The organism is Edaphobacter modestus (genome assembly GCF_004217555.1).
Taxonomy (GTDB): Bacteria; Acidobacteriota; Terriglobia; order Terriglobales; family Acidobacteriaceae; genus Edaphobacter; species Edaphobacter modestus.
Map to the genome: position 1 here is coordinate 2320596 of NZ_SHKW01000001.1, position 22437 is coordinate 2343032.

Consider the following 22437-nt stretch of genomic DNA (forward strand, 5'->3'; position numbering starts at 1 on the left):
AATCCCCGATCACATCGGGACTAGCCAGTATTCGCCCAGCTTCTGCGAAGTGGCTTTAGATGCAGGTTTTTGGGTGGGCCATTTATCCTAGAGGAAGCACCCTCACCCATGACCACACCAACCCTTTCCGCGCCGCTGGTCTCCACTCCATTCTCTCCGCCCGAGCTTTCTTCCGGACCCCGCCGGGCCACCGCGCTGGCGACGCTTCTCTCCCTCTGGCTTGTCATCTTTTTTACTTCCTTGTTTGCTCCCCCTCTCTTGGATGACGCGGATGCCACTCACGCCAATGCGGCGCGCAACATGGCTCTCACCGGCGACATGGTGACCCTCAAGGTCAATGGAATACGCTACCTTGAGAAGGCCGCGCTTCCCTACTGGCTCGACGCGATCAGCTTCCGCCTCTTCGGCTTCAATACCTTCGCGGCCCATCTTCCCGAAGCCATCGGCGTGCTGCTGCTTGCGCTACTGGGCTACCACTGGAGCCGCCGCGCCTACGGGGACCGCGCCGGATTCTATACCGGCCTCGCCGTGCTCACCGCCGCCGGAGTGTTTCTCTTTACCCGCATCTACATCCCCGAGGTGCTGCTGTCGCTCTTCCTCTCGACAGCCCTCTACTGCCTTCTGCGGGCGCTCGACCCGGCGACGATTCTATCTGGCCGGTACGCCTACGCCATCTGGGCGGCTCTTGCCCTTGCCGTTCTCACCAAAGGTCTCGTCGCTCTCGTCTTCTTCTTCGGAGCAGCCACGATCTATCTGGCGCTTACCGGGGAATGGCGCAATCTCGGCAAACTCAAACCTGTTACCGGCTTCTTTCTTTTCTTCGCCATCGCCGCACCGTGGCACATTCTTGCCAGTCTGCGAAACACAGGGGGGATGAATGGCCATGGATTCTTCTGGTTTTATTTCGTCAACGAACACTTTCTGCGTTTTCTCGGCAAGCGCTACCCCAGGGACTACAACAAACTTCCGGGCTACCTGTACTGGAGCCTTCATCTGGTGTGGCTCTTTCCCTGGAGTCTCTTTGCTCCTGTAGCGGTGATCCAGGGCTGGAGATTGCGCAATCGGCAGCAATCCGTGGAGGGCAGCAGCTTTCCGGCGAAGACCACCCTGCTCCTCTCTGCGTATGCGGCTCTCGTTCTCGTCTTCTTCTCTCTCTCGACCAACCAGGAGTACTACACCTTTCCCGCATATCTTGCGCTGCTGACCCTTTTGACGGCGGCACTGGTTCAAGCGGAGCGGCTGTACAACGACGATGCCATCCTGCGGCGATGGATTGTCGCAGCGCATGCCATCTACACGGGTATCGGAGTCGCTGCAGCCGCTGCACTTGCGTTCGGCCTCTGGAGCTCTCGCAAACTGCCATTCAATCACGACATCGGCGGACTGCTTGCGCATCGAGGAGTGGGCGACTATACGCTTTCGATGTCGCACTTTTTCGATCTTACGGACTCCAGCTTCGCTGCTCTGCGGCTTCCCGCTGCGCTTGCGGCTGTTGCCTTCGCCATAGGTCCTGCCGTCGCATGGTGGCTCCGCACCCGACGACGTCATCTTGCATCGACTACGACGATCGCGCTTGCCTCGACGGTCTTTCTCGTTGCTGCTCACATCGCGCTGGTCCGGTTTGCGCCGATGCTTTCGTCCGCCGATCTCGCACAGAGGATTCTGAAACTCGAAGACGATCACCTCGTGTCGCGCGACAGCGAAGTTCTGATCTTCGGCGACCAGGCCTACGGTTCTTCGATTCCTTTCTATCTCGGCAAAGTCGTTCCTCTGGTGGATGGACGTTCCACGTCGATGCTCTTCGGCTCCACCTTCCCCGATGCCCCGCACATCTTTCTCACCCACGACGAGCTTCTTAAGGATTGGGGCACAGGACAGCGCAAGATTCTCTTCGTCCCGCTCGAAAAGCGAGACGAGGTCGACCGCCTTCTCGGCAACAAGAAGATCCCGCTCGCAGAGACCTCCGGCAAGGCACTTTTCACAGACCGCCCATTGGACCGTCCTTGAACGCAAGCGCGCAATTCGTCGTTGCCCCGTCCGGTGTTCCGGCTGCGATTCGGCCTGCCTCTGCGCCTATCGAAAGTAAGGCTCCAGCCAGAAGATCCTGGAGTCCAGCCTCGATCGCGATCATCGTCCTGGTCTGGTGCATTCTTCAGATTGGCGGCCTATTTACTCCGGGCCTGCTCGACGATGTTGACTCCATTTACACCGAGATCGCGCGTGAGATGCTCGCGCGACACGACTATGTCATTCCCTATATCAACGGAGTGCGCTTCTTCGACAAACCTCCATTGATGTACTGGATGGCAGCCGCCTCCATGCGCGTCTTCGGTCCTCATGACTGGGCTGCCAGGCTACCTTTAGCGCTTGGAGTACTCGCTCTCTTCTTAGCGGTCTACGCTCTTGGCATTCGGTTCTTTCGCACTCTTTCTCCAGATCGCTCCCCGGATCGCGGAGGCTTCTATGCCGCCCTTGCTCTGGCCACCAGCATTGGACCCTATCTCTACACCCGTTTCTACATCCCGGATATCCTGCTCGCACTCTGGATGACTCTGGGAGTCCACCTCTTCCTGATTGCCCGGGATCGAGTCCATCAAAATCGCTCTGCCCTGTTGCCCTGTGTGACCTTTGCCGCAGTGATGGCGCTCAACGTTCTCACAAAAGGGCTCATCGGCCTGATCTTTCCTCTTGGGTTCGTCCTCGCTTTCCTGGCGCTGACGGGTGAGCTTCGCCTCCTGGCCCGCTTGAATCCCGTGATCGGAACCACGATCTTTCTGTTGATTGCCGCGCCGTGGCATGTTCTTGCAGCGCTACGAACACCTTCCATCCCTCTGCCGTCCGGCCTCGGACTTCCATCACACGGCGGCTGGGCCTGGTTTTATCTGTACAACGAACACATTGCACGCTTCCTGGGACGGAGAATCCCGCACGATTACGGGCAGGTCCCGATTCCACTCTTCTGGCTTCTGAGCGCCCTGTGGATCATGCCCTGGACCGCATTCCTCGTCCCTGCAATCATCAGGCACATTCGCGATCTTCGATCCGGTGCGATGGTCGCCGCTCGCCGCCACGAAGCCGCTCTCTCGCTGCTTTTATGGGCAGCCCTTGTGCTGGGGTTCTTCACCCTTTCCAGTCGGCAGGAGTACTACAACCTGCCCGCGCTTCCGGCCCTGGCACTGATGGCCGCTGGCCTGCTCACGCGGGCCGACCGCGGCAGCAGTTCCGAGAATGTCTCCGCTCGCTCAAGTGCGCTTCGATGGACGCTCTTTTTCCTCGTCCCCCTGACGACGATCATCAGCGTGGTGTGCGGCTACTTCGCTGTTACAGCCCCGCACCCGGCGCCGGGGACCGACATCGCCTCGCTGCTGGCCGCCAATCCTCAGTTTTACAACCTCTCCCTTGGCCACATCTTCGATCTCACGGGAGCGGCGATGGGATTGTTTCGAGGACCTTTGGCAGCCGTCGCGCTCAGCATGCTCACCATCGGCGCCGGGAGCTATCTGCTCCGCCGTCGCGGTCTTCTTTATGCCGCGAATCTGATGCTTGCCGCCGGGATGAGCGTTACTCTGCTGGCGGCCCACGAGGGGCTTGCCCGCTTCTATCCCATCCTTGGCTCGAAAGACCTCGCGCTCGCCATCAATCAAGCTGCTCCTCAGCCAACAGACCAGATCATTCTCGACGGCGAACTTACCTCAGGTTCTTCGCTGATCTTCTACACCCATCAACAGCTTCACCTCATCAACGGAAACGTCAACGGTCTCTGGTACGGTGCTTTCTGGCCGGACTCCCCACATATCTTCGAGACCGAAAAGACGCTCCGCCGCCTCTGGTCGGGCCCCGGTCGCATCTTCCTGTTCACGTACACCCCCTCAGCACGCACGCGCGATCTCACACCCTTCGGTCCGGTGCGGGTCCTTGACTCCGCTGGAGGCAAGACGGTCCTGACCAATCGCTAATGGCTGAACCGAGACGTTCCTGGTGTCGAAAGCGACGTGGGGCATGGAGCAGCAAGAGCGGTCTTACGGGGCTTCTACCCGCCCGCCCTCGCGCAGCCGGTAGGTCTGGCCACGATAGTAGAAACGATCCCCGCCGTAGCTTCCAAGCCAAAGCAGGCTTCCGAGCAGGTCACGCAGGGGATAGATCAACATTCCACGAATCCACCCGGAGTCGCCCATCACCTGGAGCACCGCTCCGGCCTGCACCCAGCGATTCATCACCATGGCGCCCAGCCATAGAACTCCGAGCGCAACGTGCCCACTCAGCAGGCCCCACGACAGGCCAAGCAAGCCAAAGGGCATGGCGAAGGTAAGTCCGCTGCCGAGATGTCCCCATGGCCGCGAGCGCCGGGTACTCTGCATCCAGCGGAGCTGATTTCGGAACGACACCCAGAACGGAGTATCCTCCACCAGCAGCCGGATCACATGAGTCGCCAGCAGCACACCCACTCCACGCGTCGCCAGACGGTTCCCCAGCACGAAATCGTCGGCATAGAACTGCCCCAGCTCCTCAAAGCCTCCCGCCTCCGCAAAAGACCTCTTTCTTACCGCCATCGTGACTCCGAGAGCGAACTTCGTGCCCTCGAGCATATCCGCTACCATCACGCCCGAGCTCATCTCCACGCTCTTGCCTACCGCGTCCAGCTGCGACGAAAACCGTGCTTCAGCCCCGCGATGCAAGGTTCCGAGATAGATGCTCGAAGCCAACCCCACCTTTGGATCCTTCAGGTTCTGCACCATCTTTCGCAGATAGTCCGGCGCTACCCGGGCATCGGCATCGCTGGTGACGTAAAGATCGTAGCTCGCCGCCGAGTCCATCTTTGCCAGGGAGAAGACCTTTGCGTTATGAAACCGGGGCGGCGGCTCGCCGCACGTCATGTACTTGGCACTAACATGCGGATATCTCTTACCGATCTCCTGCGCGAGCTGCAGACCTGCATCGCTGTCGTGCCGCGCGCAGAACAACAACTCAAACTCGGGATAGTCCTGTTCAAAGAAGGTTTCGAGATTACGTTGAAGACCTTCCTCGGTGCCATGGAGCGGCTTCAGGACGCTTACGGGAGGCAGGAAGCTGGACACACTGGCGGCACGGTCTTCGCGTCGTCTTCGCAAACCAAAACGAATCGCTGCCACGATGACCATCATGCAGTAGATCGTCGACGTCAGCGAGCCGACCGCCGCGATCCAAAACAAAAGCTGTACCAACAAATTCATCCCGTACCTGCAGATCTGCAACCTGCTCGCAAACTTCGAGTTTATCGCAGCCGGTAGGGAGGATCCGGCAAATACTCTTCGTGCAACAAGCTTTCAGATGCCTAGTGGGCTCCGACCGGGCCCTTACCCGGCCTCACTTTTTTCAGCATCCAGACAGCAGCCACACAACCAAAGCTTAGCAGCGAAAGCCACCTAAAGACATCAACAAAAGCCCAGGTGGAGGCCTGGCGCAGCAACTCGCGATAGAGGGTGGCTTGCGCAGGTGCCGCCGCGTTTGCCGGGCCGAAGTAGCCGGAGAGAAAAGCGGTCGTGTGCTGAACTGAATTCTGGAACTGCTGCCCGGTAATCGGGACCGAGTTGAGGATCAGGTTCTGATGCACAGCCGAACGGCGCGTCAGCAGCGTCTGCGCCACCGAGATGCCGATCGATCCTCCCACGTTGCGCATCAGGTTGAACAGGCCGCTGGCATTGCCGATCTGTTCGTTAGGAAGCGTACCGTATGCGGCGGTCGTAATCGGCACGAAGACAAAGCTCAACCCAAAACCGGTAATCAGGATGGGAATCAGAAGCGTCGTCGGCGATATGTCCAGCGTGACATTGCCGAAATAGAGAGTAGTAAATCCGAAGATGATGAACCCGAAGGTCAGCAGATACCGCGGATCGACCTTGTTGGAAAGATAGCCGATCACAGGCATTCCGCAGATCGCCCCCAACCCGCGCGGGGCGACCACAATTCCGGCTGTAAATGCCGTATAGCCCAGCAGCTCCTGGAAGAAGAGCGGAAGTACCGTGACGGTGGAGTAAATCGCGACTCCGAAGAGGAAGATCAGAAGGCAGCCGATTGCGAAGTTCCTGTCTTTCATGACCTTCAGGTTCACAAGCGGATCCTTCTTCTTCCAGGAGATCCACACCCACCACAGAAACGCCGTAATCATGAAAAGGAATGCCCAGCGGATCCAGGTTGCGCCGAACCAGTCATCCTCCTGCCCCTTGTCCAGGATCACCTGCAGACAGCCGGTCCAGACCACCAGCAATCCAAACCCAAGATTGTCAAAGGGCGGAACCCTGGCATTCTTGATATAGGGCGGATCATGGACGAACCGGCTGATCATGAAAACCGCCAGGATGCCGACCGGGATATTGATGTAAAAAGCGTAACGCCATGAATAGGTGTCGGTGAGCCAGCCTCCCAGAGTCGGCCCCAGAACGGGAGCCACGACCACACCGAAGGCGAAGACCGCCGCAGCAGCTCCTCGCTTCGCCGGCGGAAATGACTCAAATAGAATCGCTTGCGAAAGAGGCTGCAGTGCGCCTCCGCCCGCCCCCTGTACGATACGGGCCACCAACATCAGCCCGAGACTGGGAGCCGCTCCGCAGGCGAAGCTGGCGATCGTAAAAACAATGACGCAGGTGATCAGGAACTTCTTCCGCCCGAACCGCAGCGAACACCAGTTGCTCGCCGGCAGCACAATCGCGTTGGAGACCAGATAGCTGGTGAGTACCCAGGTCGCCTGGTCATTGGACGCTGACAAGGACCCCGCGATGTAAGGCAGAGCCACCGAGGCAATGGCGGTGTCGAGCACCTCCATGAAGGTGGCGAGCATCACCGAAGCGGCAATGAGCCACGGATTAACCCCCTGCGTAACCTCTCCAGAGTGATCGGCTGGTACGGTCGAAGTACTGGACATCAAGCCTTCCCGTTGGCGCGAAATGACGAATGGTTTTTCTTATTCAACCTATATTGAAGGGTCGTAATCCCCAGGCTTAAGATAAGACGCACAATCGATCGTCGTGGGTAGATCGAGCAGGCCGGAGACACAGAATCTCAGCAGCACTCAAAACTTTCATCAAACACTTCGCACTGAGCATGCCGGGCATTGACTGGATCTGATGCGGAGCATACTATGCGATGAATTGTCGCGAATCCATCGCGGTTGCAACTCCCCGTTTTTTGGTCTCCTTCCTCTCTATTGGCCTTGGGCTCTTTTCGCATTGTCTACGGGTCCCGTCCATAGCTGACTCAGCTTCTTGAAGCTTTCTTATAGGTGCCTACGATGGCGTCCGCGCATCGAGGCATCCATATAGCCTCGGGCCCGCCAGCACTCAGTGGATGCTTCTGCAGCCTGGTAGCGCGTCTCTCCCGCATGCAGGTGCTCCACAAGGTGAAGTTGACATGGATGTCTCCGGCCTCTGTGAGGCCTCCGGAAGAGCGACGCATTTCAACCGAATGGAGAACAAAGATGAAGCGCAGAGATTTCCTGAAGTCCACTGCCGCACTCTATGGTGCCGGCGTAGCTTCCCGCCTTGGCCTCGCTGAAAACGTGGTCGAGCCGGGGCCTAAACCAAATATTCTTTTCATTCTTGTCGATGAGCTGCGTTATCCCTCTGTCTTCCCCCATGGCATCAATGATGCAGACGGATTCTTCAGGCGCTTCATGCCGAACCTTTATAAAAACATCTGGAAAAAAGGAGTGAGGTTCGGCAACTACCATACATCCTCCAATGCCTGCACGCCCGCCCGAGGCACCATCATCTCCGGCCTCTATTCACAACAAAGCTGGCTTCTGACCACGATCCTCGATACGCCCAATGTCCCGGTACTGAATCCCGCGTTTCCGACTTACGGAAAGCTGCTTCAGCAGGCAGGTTATCAGACACCCTATCGCGGGAAGTGGCACGTCTCCATACCGGATCCATCCGACAACCTGAATAGTTACGGGTTCCAGTACGATACGTATCCCGATCCGACCGGAAGCAACCTCCAAGGAACCTATGGAGATGAGAGCGCGGATCCTCCGTACCACAACGATGCCTACACAGCGAATCAGGCCATCGACTACCTGAAGACCGTCCAGCCAAACGCCGCCCCCTGGTGTCTCACGGTGGGATTCGTCAATCCTCACGACAGAGAGTTCTTCCCCGCAGGAACCGAGTTCCAGACCGTAACCGATGTCTTCAACAGCAAGATAATCAACCCACGCAAACTGAAACAGAACATCGACTACTCCACCAGCGGCCCCCGTGTTCCCTGGACGGAGAACAAACTCAAGTCTCCACCCGACTACGGCTTTCCCCTTTTGCCGCCGAACTGGGAGACGCCGGAGTTGTGGAAGCTTCGCAATAAGCCTACGAGCCAGACCTTCATCCGCGAATTCTCAGCGCTCGTCTGGGGTGGCGTCACAAACGACCCGCTTCAATTCGGCTTCAGAGTAAGACCCTATGGCAATGGAGACCTGGGCATGGGCGTCGCCAAAGCCCCATTCCGCTATTGGAAACGCGGCCTGGATAGTTATGCCCAAATCATCAAAGTCGTCGACGATCAGATCGGAGCCGTCGTCGATCAGCTGAACAGCCTCCCCCAAAGCGTGATCGACAACACGATCATCGTCTTCGCTTCGGACCACGGCGAATACGCCGGCGCTCACGGTATCCTCCAGGGCAAGCTGGCCACGGTCTACGAAGAATGCATACACATTCCACTGATCGTGATGGATCCCAGTGGCCGCTTCACCGGCGACACGAACACCATCCGGACGGGTCTTTGTTCCTCGGTAGATCTGCTGAAGATGCTCGTCACCCTGGGGAACAAGGGAAGCACAGACTGGCTGAACTCAAACAACTACGCGCAGATCTATGGCCAACGGCACGATATGTACTCCATGCTGAAATCCCGATGGGCACCCGGGCGGCCTTATCATCTGTTCGCTACCGACGAAATCGCCCCCGATTTCTTCAACTTCAACAACTCCCCAACGAATGTGCTGGGCCTGCGAACCGACGACACCAAGCTGGGAGTCTATGCGAATTGGAGGCCGCTGACGACCACCATCGACCCCAGCACGGTGCAATTGGAGTTCTACGATTACTCGACCAAGGCTGGCAGACTGGAATTGGACAACAAGCCCAATGACAATCGCGCCGAAGGGGGCTACAACGAGCTGACGCAAAATCTCATTCCCAATGAATTGCAGCAAATCCTTCCCGGAAGCCTGGCAGCGGAGCAAGAAAAATCGAAGATCGCCCACATAGCATTCCGCGATCTGATGAAAAATCTGCCGGAGAGTGTATGGGAAGGAGACGGGCTTCGGACCCAACTCGGTTATGGAGGACCGTTCTAGGCTACGGCCTCACCCCTGAAGGGGGTACACAGCCTCGCGACTGTACTCCCTTCAGTTTCATCCTTCGCGTCGTAGTCGCCAGCGACTAAAAAAATGACTCCCGGAGTCGATCAAAGTAAGTGCAGGCCGACAGACCGCATCGGACAACGGCTCGCGCCTTGGCAGGACAGACCGAACCTGCTAGGCACCTGGGTGTAACTGGTCCCCGTCCAGCGGTTCAACATGGAAAATGATCAGCGAAACCAATTCCCGCACTTCTTTTCCATATAGCCGCCTGCATCCAATAGGAAAGGGTTAGCCATCCCTAGAATCCAGGGGCTCAATACACATATCCCAACCCGCCAGTCATGTTGACAAACCCTTCATTTAGCAAGGGTTATAAACGGAATAGTTTCACCATGGAGGATTGATTGGTAGATGAATCCTCGTGAATGGAATTACATCATATAGATTGACAGTAAGTGACTCAAGGTGGGATCATCCACTAAGTCAAAGAGATTCAGGGCCCTCCATGGCCCCGACGGGAGAGATTAGCGATGGGAAAGATTATAGGTATTGACCTCGGAACCACGAATTCGTGCGTTGCCGTAATGGAAGGCGGCGAGCCGAAGGTGATTCCGAACGAGGAAGGTGGCCGGACTACGCCATCCATCGTCGCGTTCACCAAAAGCGGGGAACGGCTGGTGGGCCAGGTAGCCAAACGTCAGGCGATCACCAATCCTGAGAACACGATCTACTCGATCAAGCGTTTCATGGGGCGCCGGTACGACGAAGTGAACGACGAGATGAAGATGGTGCCCTACAAGGTGGTGAAGCAGGGCGACCATATCGCGGTGGTGGCGCAGGGCAAGGAGTACACGCCCCCCGAGGTCTCGGCGATGATTCTTCAAAAGCTGAAGAAGGCCGCCGAAGACTACCTGGGTTCGAGCGTCACCGAGGCCGTCATCACGGTCCCCGCGTACTTCAACGACGCGCAGCGCCAGGCCACCAAGGACGCCGGCAAGATCGCCGGTCTCGATGTCAAACGCATCGTCAATGAGCCGACTGCGGCTGCTCTCGCCTACGGCCTCGACAAGAAGAAGGACGAGACCATCGCCGTGTACGACTTCGGCGGCGGTACCTTCGATATCTCGATCCTTGAGGTCGGTGAGGGCGTCATCGAAGTGAAGTCCACTAACGGCGACACTCACCTTGGCGGTGACAACCTCGACCAGCGCATCGTCGACTGGCTCATCTCCGAGTTCAAGACCGAGAGTGGTCTCGACCTGACCTCGAAGGGCAACGAGATGGCCCTGCAGCGTCTGAAGGACGGAGCCGAGCGCGCCAAGATCGAGCTTTCGACCGCGCAGGAGACCGAGATCAACCTGCCGTTCATCACGGCGGATGCCAGCGGACCGAAGCACCTCGTCCGCAAGCTGACCCGCGCCAAACTCGAGAGCCTGGTCGACGATCTGCTGCAGAAGTCCCTCGGACCCTGCAGGCAGGCGATGAAGGACGCAGGTGTCGACGCCAGCAAGATCGACGAGGTCGTTCTCGTCGGCGGACAGACCCGCATGCCGAAGATTCAGCAGCTGGTCAAGGAGCTGTTCGGCAAGGAGCCACATAAGGGTGTAAACCCTGACGAGGTCGTCGCGATCGGTGCGGCGGTTCAGGCCGGTGTTCTCGCCGGAGACGTGAAGGACCTGCTGTTGCTCGACGTTACCCCGCTGACCCTGTCGATTGAGACCATGGGTGGCGTGGCGACTCCGATGATTACTCGCAACACGACGATTCCGACCAAGAAGACGGAGACCTTCTCGACGGCTGCGGACTCGCAGACCGAGGTTGAGGTACACGTCCTCCAGGGCGAGCGTCCCATGGCGGCGCAGAACCGGACTCTGGGCAAGTTCAAGCTGAGCGGCATTCCGCCTGCTCCGCGCGGCATACCCCAGATCGAGGTGACCTTCGATATCGACGCAAACGGCATCCTAAATGTAACGGCCAAGGATAATGCCACCGGCAAGGATCAGAAGATCACCATCACCAGCTCCTCGGGCCTCAGCAAGGAAGAGGTCGAGCGTATGGCGAAGGACGCCGAGGCGCACGCGGCCGAGGACAAGGACCAGCGCGACACGATCGAAGCTCGCAACGGTCTCGACTCGATGGTCTACAACGTCGAGAAGATGATCAAGGACGCCGGCGACAAGGTCTCCGGATCGGACAAGAGCGAAGTCGAATCGGCTCTCGAGGATGCAAAGAAAACGCTTGCCGGGACGCCCAGCGCAAGTGAGCTTAATTCGGCTCGTGAGCGTCTAACGACTGCCAGCCATAAGTTGGCGGAGGCGATGTACAAGGCGAATGCGGCTCAGCCCACCGAGCAGGCCACGCAGACCGGATCCGCTGAAGAGCCGAAGAAGGACGAAGGCGTCATCGATGCCGAGTACGTGGACGTCGATGAAAAGAAGTAACCGTCGTAGATAGTTTTAGTGGTTAGCCGTTTTGCAGCAAAAAGAGGGGCAATCCTCTGGCAGGTTTGCCCCTCTTGCTTTATAGGCCCCGATGGATCGTAGGTATGCACCACTTACTTCCAGGAAAGGTGTTTGAGGTGAATAGCAGTAGAAGCCGCAATGAAGAAGAAGTCTCCGATCTGATGTGGTTAGAAAACCTGGAACTCAATCGATTGACAGGAGGAAGGGCGATGACCGAGACGATGTGGAGATGTGATCAGGTCCGTGCGGGACGACTTTACAACCGCATGATGTTCGATACGCGCGAAGAGGCAGAACACTTTGTGCGACGGATGCAGCAGATGGAGCCGGACCAGATGTTTTCGATCGAGGCGATCGAGGCCAAACAGGTCTGGAACTAAGCAACCGAACTGGTTAGGACAGGGTTTCTGAAATCCTGTGATGTTTTCAGGCGACGGTAGTCTCTGGTTTGGGCCAGTACCGTCGCCTTCATTCGTTCAGGTAGGTTTGGAGGCTTAAAAGCTGATGCCGGAGGGAAATGAGATTCACCGGTGGGCCGCACGTCATCAGGTGGCTTTCGCCGGTAGACCAGTCCGAGTGGATGGCCCCCAGGGCCGCTTCACCGATGCAGATGTAATCGACGGCAGAAAGCTCGAGCGCGTTCTAGCCGTGGGTAAGCATCTTGGCTATGACTTCGGTAAGGACAGGATCCTTCATGTGCACCTTGGGCTGCAGGGCGATTTCACGGAAGGCTCAGGACCATTGCCGCCGGTAAAGGGTGCGCTTCGTCTGCGGATGTGGAATGCGGCCGCGATCAGGAAGCCCGCGGTCCCCGGTGAGAGCAAGCGTCACGCATGGTACTCCGAGGACGACGGCACCGGTCATCTCGATCCAGAGCAGATCGCCTGGGTGGAGCTGCGCGGCCCGATGGACTGTTCCCTTTACACCCAGGAGAAATGGGACGAGCTGGTGAATCGCCTCGGCCCAGATCCTTTGAACGGTGACGGCCCCGACAAGATGATTGCCAAAGTGCGCAAGAGCCGGAAGTCGATTGGCGAGCTGTTGATGGACCAAACCTTGTTTGCAGGAATCGGAAACATCTTCCGCGCCGAGCTGCTCTATCGGGCGCGGCTAAGTCCATTCCGATCCGGCAGGGATGTAGAGGAAACGACGTTGCAGTCGATATGGAAGGATGCGGGCCTATTGATGCCGGCAGCGATGATCGACCGGAGGATTGTAACGACGAAGCCGGCGGACCGGCCCCACAAGCGTGGGAAGGTGCTCAAGGAAGAGGCGCATTATGTCTATCGACGCAACGGACTTCCCTGCTTCGTCTGTGACACGACCGTAAAGAAGGAGGAGGTCGCAGGGCGGAATCTCTTCTGGTGCCCGACGTGCCAGGCGGAATAGAAGCTTTACCGCAGCACGAGGTAGGAACGAAAGCGCTGGTTAAGCGCGTAGTCCACAGGGAGGTAGGGATAGGGCGCGTGAGAACGTCGAAAGGCCTCCAGCTCGGACTCCTGGGGAGAGCCGTCAGGACGGAACACTGTTTCGATCAATCGCGACGGAGGAATCGCTGAGAGAAATTGGCGACGCAGAAAAAACCGTATTCCATGGATGTAGACGGGGCGGTACTGTTCGAGGAATTCGGGGTAGGTTGCCAACTTTGTAGCCTGAGTGAACACTTCATGCACCTCGATAATCTCAGGCTGTCTCTTTTGAAGCACGTACGGCTGGATGGCTGCAAATCGCTCGTGCGCGAGTACGCGATCGCAAAGCAGCCCTAGGTCGATGACACGAACGTCGTTTGAGTAGAGCATGACCGCACCCATATCGGGAGCAGCGTAGTTGAGGACACGCTGACCGGTCAGCTGTTGCAGCTCGGTCAGAATTGGTACTGCAACGCCGACTCTCTCCACCGTAATGCGTGGCATATAGACCGGTGCCTTCTCGGATCGCAGAGGCTGAATACGGGCTCCCATTCGCAGAGCTGCCATTAGACAGAGCAGAACGGTCACCCAAGCCAGGCCGCTAGGACGGAGATTGGGAAGAACCGGAAGGAGAAGCAAGGCGATCAGAAAAGGCCACGCACTGTAGAAGGAACGAAATTCAGGTCCCCAGTTAGGACCAATTGCAGTGGTCAACACGAAGGAGAAGAGGAGAAACAGAAGTGTGAACCGCAGCTGCCACGACTCGCGCAGTGCCTGCTTCACACGCTGGATGGAGACGAGCGAATCGCCGAGGACAACCCACTTGTACAAGGCGTATCCCGCAAGCAGCAACAAAAGGGCCTTGCAGGAGTAGAGAATGAGGACTGGTTCCAGGAGGTGGCGTGCGATTCCCAGCCGAAGGCTCGGCGCCGAATATGGGAAGCTCTGCTTGGCGATCACGGTGTTTGGCAGAAGGTCGCCAAAGTAGAGCAGGCGCGCAACGTTGGAAGCGATGAACAGAAGAGTCCAGCACAATACGGGAAGAACGGCACGCCGCCGACTTTGCTCGGCCAATACAAACGGGACGAGCAGCCACGCAGCTTCCCAGCGGGTTAGAAGAAGCGCCGACCCGGCAAAGATGTACCCGAAGCGTCCGAGGCGGCTGACGGAAGCAAAAAGAATCAGCAGCACAAGGACGAGCGTCAGGATGAGGGGGGTTTCCATGCCGTTGATGGTCTCGTAGAACATCAGCGTGCAGCCAACGGTTCCGGCAACGAGGTTTGCGAGCGGCTCTGTGGTCCAGGTTCCGAACCAATGCCGGATGAGCAGGATGTTGATGAGATTCAGAAGGAGGGTGGAGATCTTGGCAAACGCGAGCAATGCGGCAGGACTGGCGATGACTTTGGCTGCCGCGGCCATAAGCAGCATCCACAGCGTGGTGGAATATCCTTCGACGATTCCGGAGCCGGGAGTTGGCTCAATGCGGCCCGTAGACGCGAAGGTCCGCGAAAAGCCGAGCGTAATGGCCGAATCGTCCCAGGTGAGTGCCCAGAAGCGCCACGCCACGAAGATCTGGGCCAGCAGAGCCAGTACGACGAGCACTCTCGAAGCCCGGAGAGCAAGCGAACTGCCCAGGCTGTCCGACCGGTCGGCGACGGGATCGACAACGGTTTCGGCGAAGCGCATGCTGGCCTCTCTTGTAGATTATCGAAGATGCGTGGATTTGGTGCTCAGAGCGAACTGATAAATCAGATAATCAAGTAAAGAAAACTATGGCGACGACGAAGACAAAGGACTACTACGGAATTCTTGGCGTAAAGAAGACGGCGACCGCGGATGAGATTCGCAAGGCGTTTCGCAAGGCCGCGCGCAAATATCACCCCGACGTCAACCCCGGTGACAAAAAAGCCGAAGAGAAGTTCAAGGAGATCTCCGAAGCCAACGACGTTCTCAGCGACGAGAAGAAGCGGAAGATCTACGATCAGCTCGGTTTCTACTCCGACTCCATCGATCCGGCTGCGGCTGAAGCCGCGGCACGGGGTGGCTACGGTGGTCCCGGAGGATTTGGAGGGGGCGCACATGGCGGCCGCGGATCCGCGCAGGAGGTACCCTTCGACTTCTCAGGATTCGACTTTTCGGACTTCAACTCCGGTGGCGGGCATCAGGAACCGGCTGGCGGCGGATTCGGCGGTGGATTCCGCGATATCTTCAGCCAGATGTTCTCTGGAGGTCGCAATGCTGCCTCGCGTGGACCGCAGCCCGGCACCGATCTTGAATATCAGGTCAGCGTCGACTTCTGGACTGCGGTCCGGGGCGGCGTCACCCGGCTCGAGATCCAGAGGCAGGAGGTCTGCCCCACCTGTAAGGGTAAATCCACCACCGGCGGAAGCATGGAATGCCCCGAGTGCCATGGCTCCGGCCAGGTGACGCAGATGGGCGGCCGCATGAAGTTCAATATTCAATGCCCCCGCTGCGGAGGGTCAGGTAAGGTACAGAACACTTGCCCCACCTGCGATGGCGCAGGCGTGGTCGTTAAGAAGGAGCAGCTGGAGTTCCGGATCAAAGCGGGCACCCGCGATGGCCAGAGAATCCGCCTGGCTGGCAAGGGCAATGCTGGAACCAATGGGGGCCCGGCAGGCGATCTCTTCCTGATCATCAAGGCGGGGACTCACCCCGTCTTTACCCGAACTGGCGATGACATCTACGTAACGGTACCCGTCACCATCTCTGAAGCCTCGCTGGGCGCAAAGATCGATGTGCCAACTATCGACACCCACGAAGGCGGAGGAAGAACGCAACTCAAGATTCCACCCGGTACCCAGAACGGCCAGAAACTTCGCCTGCGCGAAAAAGGCGTGCCGTCGGCTGTTCACGAAGGCAAGCGTGGAGACCAGATCGTGGAAGTCAGGATCGTCGTTCCGAAGATCCAGGACGAGCGTTCCAAGGAGATTCTGCGCGAGTTCGCCAAATTGAATCCCGAGGACCCGCGAGAAGAGCTTTTCACGAAAGCCTGATCGCTACATCACCGGTTCATTTCCTGGAGACGCCCAGGGAGCAGTGGTCCCGATGTGCCGTGGCCTTCCAGCGTCTTCGTCTGCATGGGCCGGCGTGCGACTCGCAATAGAACCAACCGGAGCCGGCAGCACGAATTCGTTCACCAGCGAGGCCAACCGCTGCGTGGTCTCCGGCGCCAGCGCTGCCATACGTGCGGCAAGCCACGCCTGGGGTGTAATGATGACCTCCGCGCGCCCCTGGGCAACCGCTTTGTAGATATGGTTTGCCGCTCGCTTCACAGAAGCTGCGACGATCGGTGTCGTGGCTCCGAGATTGAACCAGCGCGCTTCCTTGTTTCGATCACCTACGAACGAAGCACGGGCGTGGCCGCCTGTTCGCATAAGCCCCGGACACACCGTAGTCACGCGAACCCCCTTATGCCGCATCTCGGCGTGAAGCCCCTGGGAAAATCCAACCAGAGCAAACTTGCTCGCCGTGTAAGGAAGCATGTGCGGCACGGCGACTTTTCCGCCAATGGAGCAGATATTGACGATCGCCGGCGATTTCCCACCATTGCGATGAAGCATGTGCGGTAATGCGGCCTGTGTCATATGAAGCGCGGCAAAGAAATTTGTATTGATAGCCCTTTGATAGGCTTCGAGCGGCTGATCTTCAAATGGACCTACTTCCATGATTCCCGCATTGTTGATCAACACGTCGATACGTCCGAAGTGGGAGATGGCATGTTCGACGAGGCTTGCCGCCTGAATCGGATCCGTAAGGTCGGCGGGGATGAGCAGGATCTCCTCGGGAGCGCGAGCCGCCTTACGCTTCAGCAGGGTGGCGCGCGCCTCCGTGAGCTCATTCAAGTCGCGTGCAGCCAAGACTAACCTGTTGCCCGCTCTGGCGAATCGTTCGGCCAGTGCCAGGCCTAAACCGCGCGAGCCTCCTGTAATGAGTACGACTCGATTCTCGGAACGTCGCCGCGATTCGCTTCCCCGCCTCCGGGAATCCAGCGCAAAGGCTACCGTAGCGGCGGCCACTCCAGTAAGCATCTGAAGAACAAGAGGGGTTCGCTTCATGATGGGCATCCGATCCGGTGCGTTAGTCTGGTAAGCATAGCTGATGTTGTTTGACGCCAATCGGAGCTGGCAGGCTAGACTTCTTCTAAGAAAAATAAGAGATACAGGAATCCCTCGACGGACAAGGTAAAACGGAAGCAGGGACAAAGCCATGGCGACGAAACGTAAGAGCAAAGGGGCCTATATGATCTCGGCAGTCGCCGAGATGTACCAGATTCATCCCCAGACACTGCGACTCTATGAACGGGAAGGACTTTTACGCCCCTCTCGCAGTGAGGGAAATACTCGCCTCTACACCGATGAAGACCTGGAGCGGCTGGAGTTTATCCTCAATCTCGCCCGGGACCTGGGAGTGAATATCGCCGGCATCGCCGTCATCCTCCAGATGCGAGAGCGCATGGAGGAGATGAATCGTCAGATGCAGGGATTTGTCGACTATGTCAGAAGCGAGATGCTGGCAAGGATGCAGCAGCAGCAGCAGGGACCCTCGGCAGGGCTGATTCCGATTCGGCGTCCGGTGGTAGTGCCTTCATCCGGCATCGGGAAAAAGAGAAGAACAACCGCAGAATAGTCCACAGGCCACAAAATATTCGGAAATTCACCATAGGCTCCCTTCAGGTCTGACGCGGGCAGGAGTAGCATGGACCGCATCTGTTATTTCGCCTCTTGAAAAAGGAGACTTCCGATGGCACAGCCCTTCGTTCACATGGAGCTCAACACCCCAGACCTGGCCAAAGCCAAGGATTTCTACAGTCAGCTCTGCGGCTGGAGCTTTGACGATATCGATATGGGATCTGCTGGAACCTACTCCCTCTTCAAACCTGTCAGCGGCCCGGGCGGCGGAATGTACAGCATGGAAGGCCCCGCCACGGCGTGGCTTCCCTACATCGGCGTCGAAGACCTCAAGGTCGCAACGGACAAAGCGATCGCGCTCGGAGCAAAGGTTCTCATGCGAGACCAGGAAGTTCCAGGCCACGGCTGGTTTTCCATGCTGGTGGACCCGACAGGTGCCTCGATCGCTCTGTGGCAGGCCAAACAAGCCTGAAATCATACGCGCGAGCGTCAGTAGCTGAATGATCTGCGTCGTCCGATGAGGACGCAGATCATTGCGGACTCGTTGAGGAAGGGCTTCCTGAGGTGCCCGAACCATAGCCCGTGGGAGAACCGAGGGCTGGAGAATTCGAGCCGGGGGACGTCGGGCTTGAGGGCGAGCCAAATCCCGGCGATGATCCGAATCCTGAAGAAGAGCCGGAGCCCCCGCTCGCGGCCCCTCCCAACATAGCCCCAGCGGCTTTCAATTGCTCGATTCTGGGGTCGTAGATAAATTCCCAGGTCTGGTAAGTCGACTGCTCATTCAAAATCGTAATGGACGATCCCGAACGTGAGCTTCCGATGCCGACGATCGGAGCTCCGCCGCCGGAAAAGCTGGTCGCCGACTGGCTTCCCGTTCCGTTCGAGGATCCGCTGGAAACGGTGCCTCCAGGGGTTGAACTCGGCGATCCCGACATCGGACTCGAACTTGAGCTACTGGAACCGAGGCTGAAGGCTGACGAAGAACCGCTGGAGCCGGAAGATCCAGAGGGGCTCGAGGAGGAGCCAAAGCCGCCAGTCATGCCCGACGTCGGCGCTCCGCCCATCGTCGAGCCGCCCACCGTCGATCCACCCTGCCCCGAAGACACCATCGAAGACGCTGCTCCAAGCCCCCCTGCCCCCCCCGAAACCCCCGCCAGCGGCTGACCAAAGAAACCCTTCACCGTGGTCTTCGCCTCACCGATGTGGATCAGTCTCCAGTCAGGCTTACCAGTCATTGGATCCGGGTACTTTTGGCGGAGGAAGCGGATATTGGTGGATTTTTCGAGCTGATCCACTGTTCCCGGATAGCGCCCGAATTTACGGTAGTAGAGCTGAACCGCCCTCACATATTCGTTCCCACGGTGAATCGCCTCCACTTCCCGATCTCGCTGCAAGTTGCGCGCGACCTTCGGAGCCGCGATACTCAGCGTTAGCATCACAAGAAAAACCAGCACGATGACGCCGATGAGCATGAAGCCCTCTTCGCCCTGTCGTATCGCGCCATTCTCCCTGGATTGCATCGCCTTCACCTAATGAACAATCAGCGGGAGCGACTGCCGGTTGTTGTTTGTCATATCTTCTACCAGCACGGAATTCGCCGAGACGGTAAGAATGCGATAGCGGCGCTGTACAACTTCGCCGTCCTGCGCCAGGAAGACATCCTCTCCATGCAGCAGAAAGGCCAGCCGTTTCCCTTTCGATGTAGTTTCAGTACCAAAAAACTTCAGATCGATCGGGGGCGGCGGGGGCGGCCCAGGGGGAGGAGTGTACACCGGAGCAGACACCTTTGGCCGTGCCGATGCGACCGGCTTCGGGATATCGATGGGCGCCGACGATGCGGAAAAGATATTTCGTCCTGTGCCGGAGTAGACCAACTGTTCGGCTACCAGCATTGGTCCCATCTTCAATGTAGGATCCAGCTGCGTCGAGGCTGTTCCGACCTCCCTGGCCACCCCCGCCGAACTTCGCGAAGCTGCCGGACGGCTCGTCTGGACTGCGACCGGCTGCTGAGCCCGAGGCGCAGGACTGTCGTCAGAAAGCTGGTAGTACAGGATTCCGGCTGCAAGCGCAACGAATCCACCGATGGCGATCGCTTTCTTCTGGACGTCGGGAGTCCGTTTCATCGCGCCTTGCCTCCGCCTGCCGCGTCCGAGGGTGAGGTATTTTGCGATCCTGTTGCGGGGATGAGGCCTTTCGTCGACCGTAGGTAGGTGGTCAGACTCAGACGCAGGCCGACCGTGCCGCTCTGCTGGCCGGTCAGCGTCACACCCCGGATGAGGAAGAACATCTTGTCGCGTTCGAGCGAGTTGATGAAGAGAACGAGAGGACGGTAATCTCCGCTGAGGCTCGCATCCATGCGAACCTCGGTAAGGGCGCCGGTAGCGCCCTCGAGCACTGGCGAATCGGCATACTGCACTCGCGTCAACTTCACGCCCTGCTTCTTCGTCAGTTCGCCAAGCTCGGCGACAACGTCGGAGTATGCAATGGGAAGGCGCTTCGCATAGAACTGATCCGAATCGGCAGTTGCCTCCGACAACTTGCCATCGAGCCCCTCGAGAGGCTTTGTAGCAATCTCAGCCGTCTTCATCGCAATGGTCTGCTGCTCCAACGCGGTGGCGTTCTGACTGTTCGCCGCCCTCCACGCCAGCGCCATCTGAGCCAGAAGATAAAGATTGACCACCGTGAGCAGCGCAACAGCTGCGTAGTAGAGGTTCAGCCGCGTCATCAGGACGCGCGCTCTGTCCGAAAGAGTCTGCAGGTTCCCGGCAAATCTGGCCTGGCTTGTTGTGGTCATCGCGACGCTCCCATCCGGGGACGCCGCGGAGAAGCTTTGGTTCCGCGTCCTGACGGTGCGGTCTTCGCAGGAGCCGAGCCCGTTGATTGAGACTCATCTTTACTGCCAGATGACGCTGCTTTTGTAGTTTTCACTGGAGTTTCGGGGAGCGGGTTGTATCCGCTATAGATCTCGAACTCAACCGCTCCAGGAGAGAGCGCGGGAGAGCCCATACCATGTCCCTCCTGTGCCTGCGCTGCCTCTCCGGCCAGGCGGGGCGCAACAAAGCGTTGCGACTTTTCGAGATTTCTAACCAACTCGACCGCACGTTCGCGTTCGCCGCTCACTCGCAGCCGGATGTTTACCTCGCCGGCTTTATTCGTCGCAGGCTCAATACTGGTCACCTGGACGCCGGCAGGAAGGACACGCTCCAAATCCATCATCACCGCGGTCCAGCTAAAGCCTTTCTTCGCGAACGAGGCGTTCAGAAACTGGCTTCGCTCAAGGACCGCCATATTCTGCGGTTGCCGCATCCGTGTCTCATTTCGTTGCCGCTGCTGCTGATACTGGAGCGTTTTTTCCTTGAGAGCGTTCATCTGCGCCTGAGCAACTCGCGCTTTTGCGTCGAGGGAGTGCAGCGCAACGCCAAAGACGATTGCGAGAAGCGCCAGAGCAATTACCGCAAGGCGCAGCCTGGCGTAGAGAGGACGCAGCTCGACGAAAGGGCGTGTCGCAAGATTGATCGAGATGCGCATCAGTTTCTCAACGCTCCCCGGACGCCGGCCAACCAGCCTCGTGACAGATGAGTGGTCGCTGTGCCCGCCGCCAGAGCTTCCGCTCCCACGATCTCTTTCACATTGGCTCCCTCGAATCCATTCTCTTCGAGGACTAAGCGCAGAGTCTCCGCTCCCATGGTTCCTGCGGACAGCATTTCGGCGGGTGCAACGGCTAACGTGTCCTCAAAGTAAGCTGCAGCGACGCTCACGGCCTGAGCGATCTCGCGTCCTGTCATGGCCGCCTCCGCCGATGCGAGTACCTGCGCTTCAATCGCCGCCTCTGCATCGATGCGATCATAACCTTCTTCGCCGACCCTGACGTGCAAGATGGCATCGGGATCCTCAGTGCCAGGAACATCATTCGCGAGCTCGAGCGAGCGATGCAGCAGAAGCACTCCCGCGCGCACGATCGCCGTCGTAATCCCGCCGTGTCCCGCATTGACCACCAGGACTGCAGCCTGCTGTTCGTCCAAGCCAGCCAGTGCGGCCAGCGTGCTTGGAAGTACCGCACCAGGGGTATAGCCGGCAGCGATCACGGCCTGCTCATACTCCGCCACAACCTCATGAGGCATGGCGACAGCGAGAACTCGCACCATGTTCTTATCGGTCGACATCACCTGGTAACTCAGCGCCGCATGATCGCTGTCAAACGGCAAAAGCTTCTTCAAGCGGAACCGGACCACGGCCAGGGCCTCGACCGGCTTTGCAGGCAGGGCGTCGAACTCCAGAAGAAGGACTCGTGCGGCAGCGTCTGGCACGATGACCGTAACAGCCAGCCCCCTGTCGCCCGATCGACCAGAGACTGCGTCAAGTGTCTCGCGCAACGCGGAGACAACCCGATTGAGATCGGAAAAGTTACCAGCCTTCAGGCTGATCTGCAGCGCCCTGCCATCCAGTGGGCTTCCAGCAACCGCAGTCAACAAGGCTGCGGCATCTTCCGCGCGCGCCGCAACAACGCCATCCGGCCTCAGCTCAACTGCAAGCCGGGGACGTGAGCCCAAAGTTTTCGGGAAAATCTCCATTCCGTCTCAGCT

General features: G+C 58.3%; 18 protein-coding genes. 9 read left to right on the forward strand and 9 right to left on the reverse strand.

Going from position 1 to position 22437, the window contains the following annotated elements; all coding sequences use genetic code 11:
* The first annotated feature begins 108 nt into the window (after positions 1–108).
* Both BDD14_RS09735 and BDD14_RS09740 read left to right on the forward strand, forming a co-directional pair.
* Positions 109–2007, forward strand: a complete 1899-nt coding sequence (locus tag BDD14_RS09735) for an ArnT family glycosyltransferase (RefSeq protein ID WP_130418634.1) — start codon at positions 109–111, stop codon at positions 2005–2007.
* Positions 2004–3956: an ArnT family glycosyltransferase gene (locus BDD14_RS09740; protein ID WP_242617853.1), complete on the forward strand. Its 1953-nt coding sequence runs from the start codon at positions 2004–2006 to the stop codon at positions 3954–3956. The genes BDD14_RS09735 and BDD14_RS09740 overlap by 4 nt, the downstream gene beginning before the upstream one ends.
* A gap of 63 nt (positions 3957–4019) precedes the next feature.
* On the opposite strand, the gene BDD14_RS09745 is transcribed toward BDD14_RS09740, so the two are convergent.
* Both BDD14_RS09745 and BDD14_RS09750 read right to left on the reverse strand, forming a co-directional pair.
* The gene (locus BDD14_RS09745) at positions 4020–5210 is read right to left on the reverse strand and encodes a glycosyltransferase (RefSeq protein ID WP_130418635.1); all 1191 of its coding nucleotides are present in this window, start codon (positions 5208–5210) and stop codon (positions 4020–4022) included.
* A 101-nt stretch (positions 5211–5311) separates the two neighbouring features.
* Positions 5312–6898 (reverse strand): DHA2 family efflux MFS transporter permease subunit, encoded by a 1587-nt coding sequence (locus tag BDD14_RS09750; protein WP_130418636.1) that lies wholly within the window; start codon positions 6896–6898, stop codon positions 5312–5314.
* Between the two features lie 552 nt (positions 6899–7450).
* Between BDD14_RS09750 and BDD14_RS09755 the strand changes: the two genes are divergently transcribed.
* The 4 genes from BDD14_RS09755 to BDD14_RS09770 all read left to right on the forward strand — a co-directional run bounded on the left by BDD14_RS09755 (position 7451) and on the right by BDD14_RS09770 (position 13185).
* Positions 7451–9328 (forward strand): sulfatase-like hydrolase/transferase, encoded by a 1878-nt coding sequence (locus tag BDD14_RS09755; protein WP_130418637.1) that lies wholly within the window; start codon positions 7451–7453, stop codon positions 9326–9328.
* Between the two features lie 497 nt (positions 9329–9825).
* Entirely contained in the window at positions 9826–11775 is a 1950-nt protein-coding gene (dnaK, locus tag BDD14_RS09760; RefSeq protein ID WP_341273327.1) for a molecular chaperone DnaK, read from the forward strand.
* A 230-nt stretch (positions 11776–12005) separates the two neighbouring features.
* Complete coding sequence (locus tag BDD14_RS09765; RefSeq protein ID WP_242617854.1) at positions 12006–12176, forward strand: hypothetical protein; 171 nt, start codon at positions 12006–12008, stop codon at positions 12174–12176.
* A gap of 124 nt (positions 12177–12300) precedes the next feature.
* Positions 12301–13185, forward strand: a complete 885-nt coding sequence (locus tag BDD14_RS09770) for an Fpg/Nei family DNA glycosylase (RefSeq protein ID WP_130418639.1) — start codon at positions 12301–12303, stop codon at positions 13183–13185.
* Positions 13186–13190: 5 nt separating this feature from the next.
* Here BDD14_RS09770 and BDD14_RS09775 read toward each other — a convergent pair whose 3' ends face one another.
* Positions 13191–14891 carry a hypothetical protein gene (locus BDD14_RS09775; RefSeq protein ID WP_130418640.1) on the reverse strand — a complete coding sequence of 567 codons (1701 nt, stop codon included), beginning with the start codon at positions 14889–14891 and terminating at the stop codon, positions 13191–13193.
* Positions 14892–14977: 86 nt separating this feature from the next.
* Between BDD14_RS09775 and BDD14_RS09780 the strand changes: the two genes are divergently transcribed.
* Positions 14978–16219 (forward strand): DnaJ C-terminal domain-containing protein, encoded by a 1242-nt coding sequence (locus BDD14_RS09780; protein ID WP_130418641.1) that lies wholly within the window; start codon positions 14978–14980, stop codon positions 16217–16219.
* 3 nt (positions 16220–16222) lie between these two features.
* Here the strand turns inward: BDD14_RS09780 and BDD14_RS09785 are convergent, their stop codons facing one another.
* Complete coding sequence (locus BDD14_RS09785) at positions 16223–17281, reverse strand: SDR family NAD(P)-dependent oxidoreductase (RefSeq protein WP_130418642.1); 1059 nt, start codon at positions 17279–17281, stop codon at positions 16223–16225.
* A 151-nt stretch (positions 17282–17432) separates the two neighbouring features.
* Here BDD14_RS09785 and BDD14_RS09790 point away from each other — a divergent pair, with 151 nt between their 5' ends.
* On the forward strand, positions 17433–17852 hold the full coding sequence (locus tag BDD14_RS09790) for a MerR family transcriptional regulator (RefSeq protein WP_130418643.1): 420 nt from the start codon (positions 17433–17435) through the stop codon (positions 17850–17852).
* 114 nt (positions 17853–17966) lie between these two features.
* Positions 17967–18326: a VOC family protein gene (locus tag BDD14_RS09795; protein ID WP_130418644.1), complete on the forward strand. Its 360-nt coding sequence runs from the start codon at positions 17967–17969 to the stop codon at positions 18324–18326.
* A 58-nt stretch (positions 18327–18384) separates the two neighbouring features.
* Here BDD14_RS09795 and BDD14_RS09800 read toward each other — a convergent pair whose 3' ends face one another.
* Genes BDD14_RS09800 through BDD14_RS09820 form a run of 5 tightly spaced genes read right to left on the reverse strand, consistent with a single transcriptional unit; the run spans position 18385 to position 22425 of the window.
* Complete coding sequence (locus BDD14_RS09800; protein ID WP_130418645.1) at positions 18385–19374, reverse strand: type II secretion system protein; 990 nt, start codon at positions 19372–19374, stop codon at positions 18385–18387.
* Positions 19375–19383: 9 nt separating this feature from the next.
* Positions 19384–19977: a hypothetical protein gene (locus BDD14_RS09805; protein WP_130418646.1), complete on the reverse strand. Its 594-nt coding sequence runs from the start codon at positions 19975–19977 to the stop codon at positions 19384–19386.
* Positions 19974–20648, reverse strand: coding sequence for a hypothetical protein (locus BDD14_RS09810; RefSeq protein ID WP_207231710.1), 675 nt, complete (start codon positions 20646–20648; stop codon positions 19974–19976). The genes BDD14_RS09805 and BDD14_RS09810 overlap by 4 nt, the downstream gene beginning before the upstream one ends.
* The gene (locus tag BDD14_RS09815) at positions 20645–21382 is read right to left on the reverse strand and encodes a PilN domain-containing protein (RefSeq protein ID WP_130418647.1); all 738 of its coding nucleotides are present in this window, start codon (positions 21380–21382) and stop codon (positions 20645–20647) included. Before BDD14_RS09815 ends, BDD14_RS09810 begins: the two co-directional genes overlap by 4 nt.
* Complete coding sequence (locus BDD14_RS09820; protein ID WP_130418648.1) at positions 21382–22425, reverse strand: type IV pilus biogenesis protein PilM; 1044 nt, start codon at positions 22423–22425, stop codon at positions 21382–21384. Before BDD14_RS09820 ends, BDD14_RS09815 begins: the two co-directional genes overlap by 1 nt.
* Positions 22426–22437: the final 12 nt, after the last annotated feature.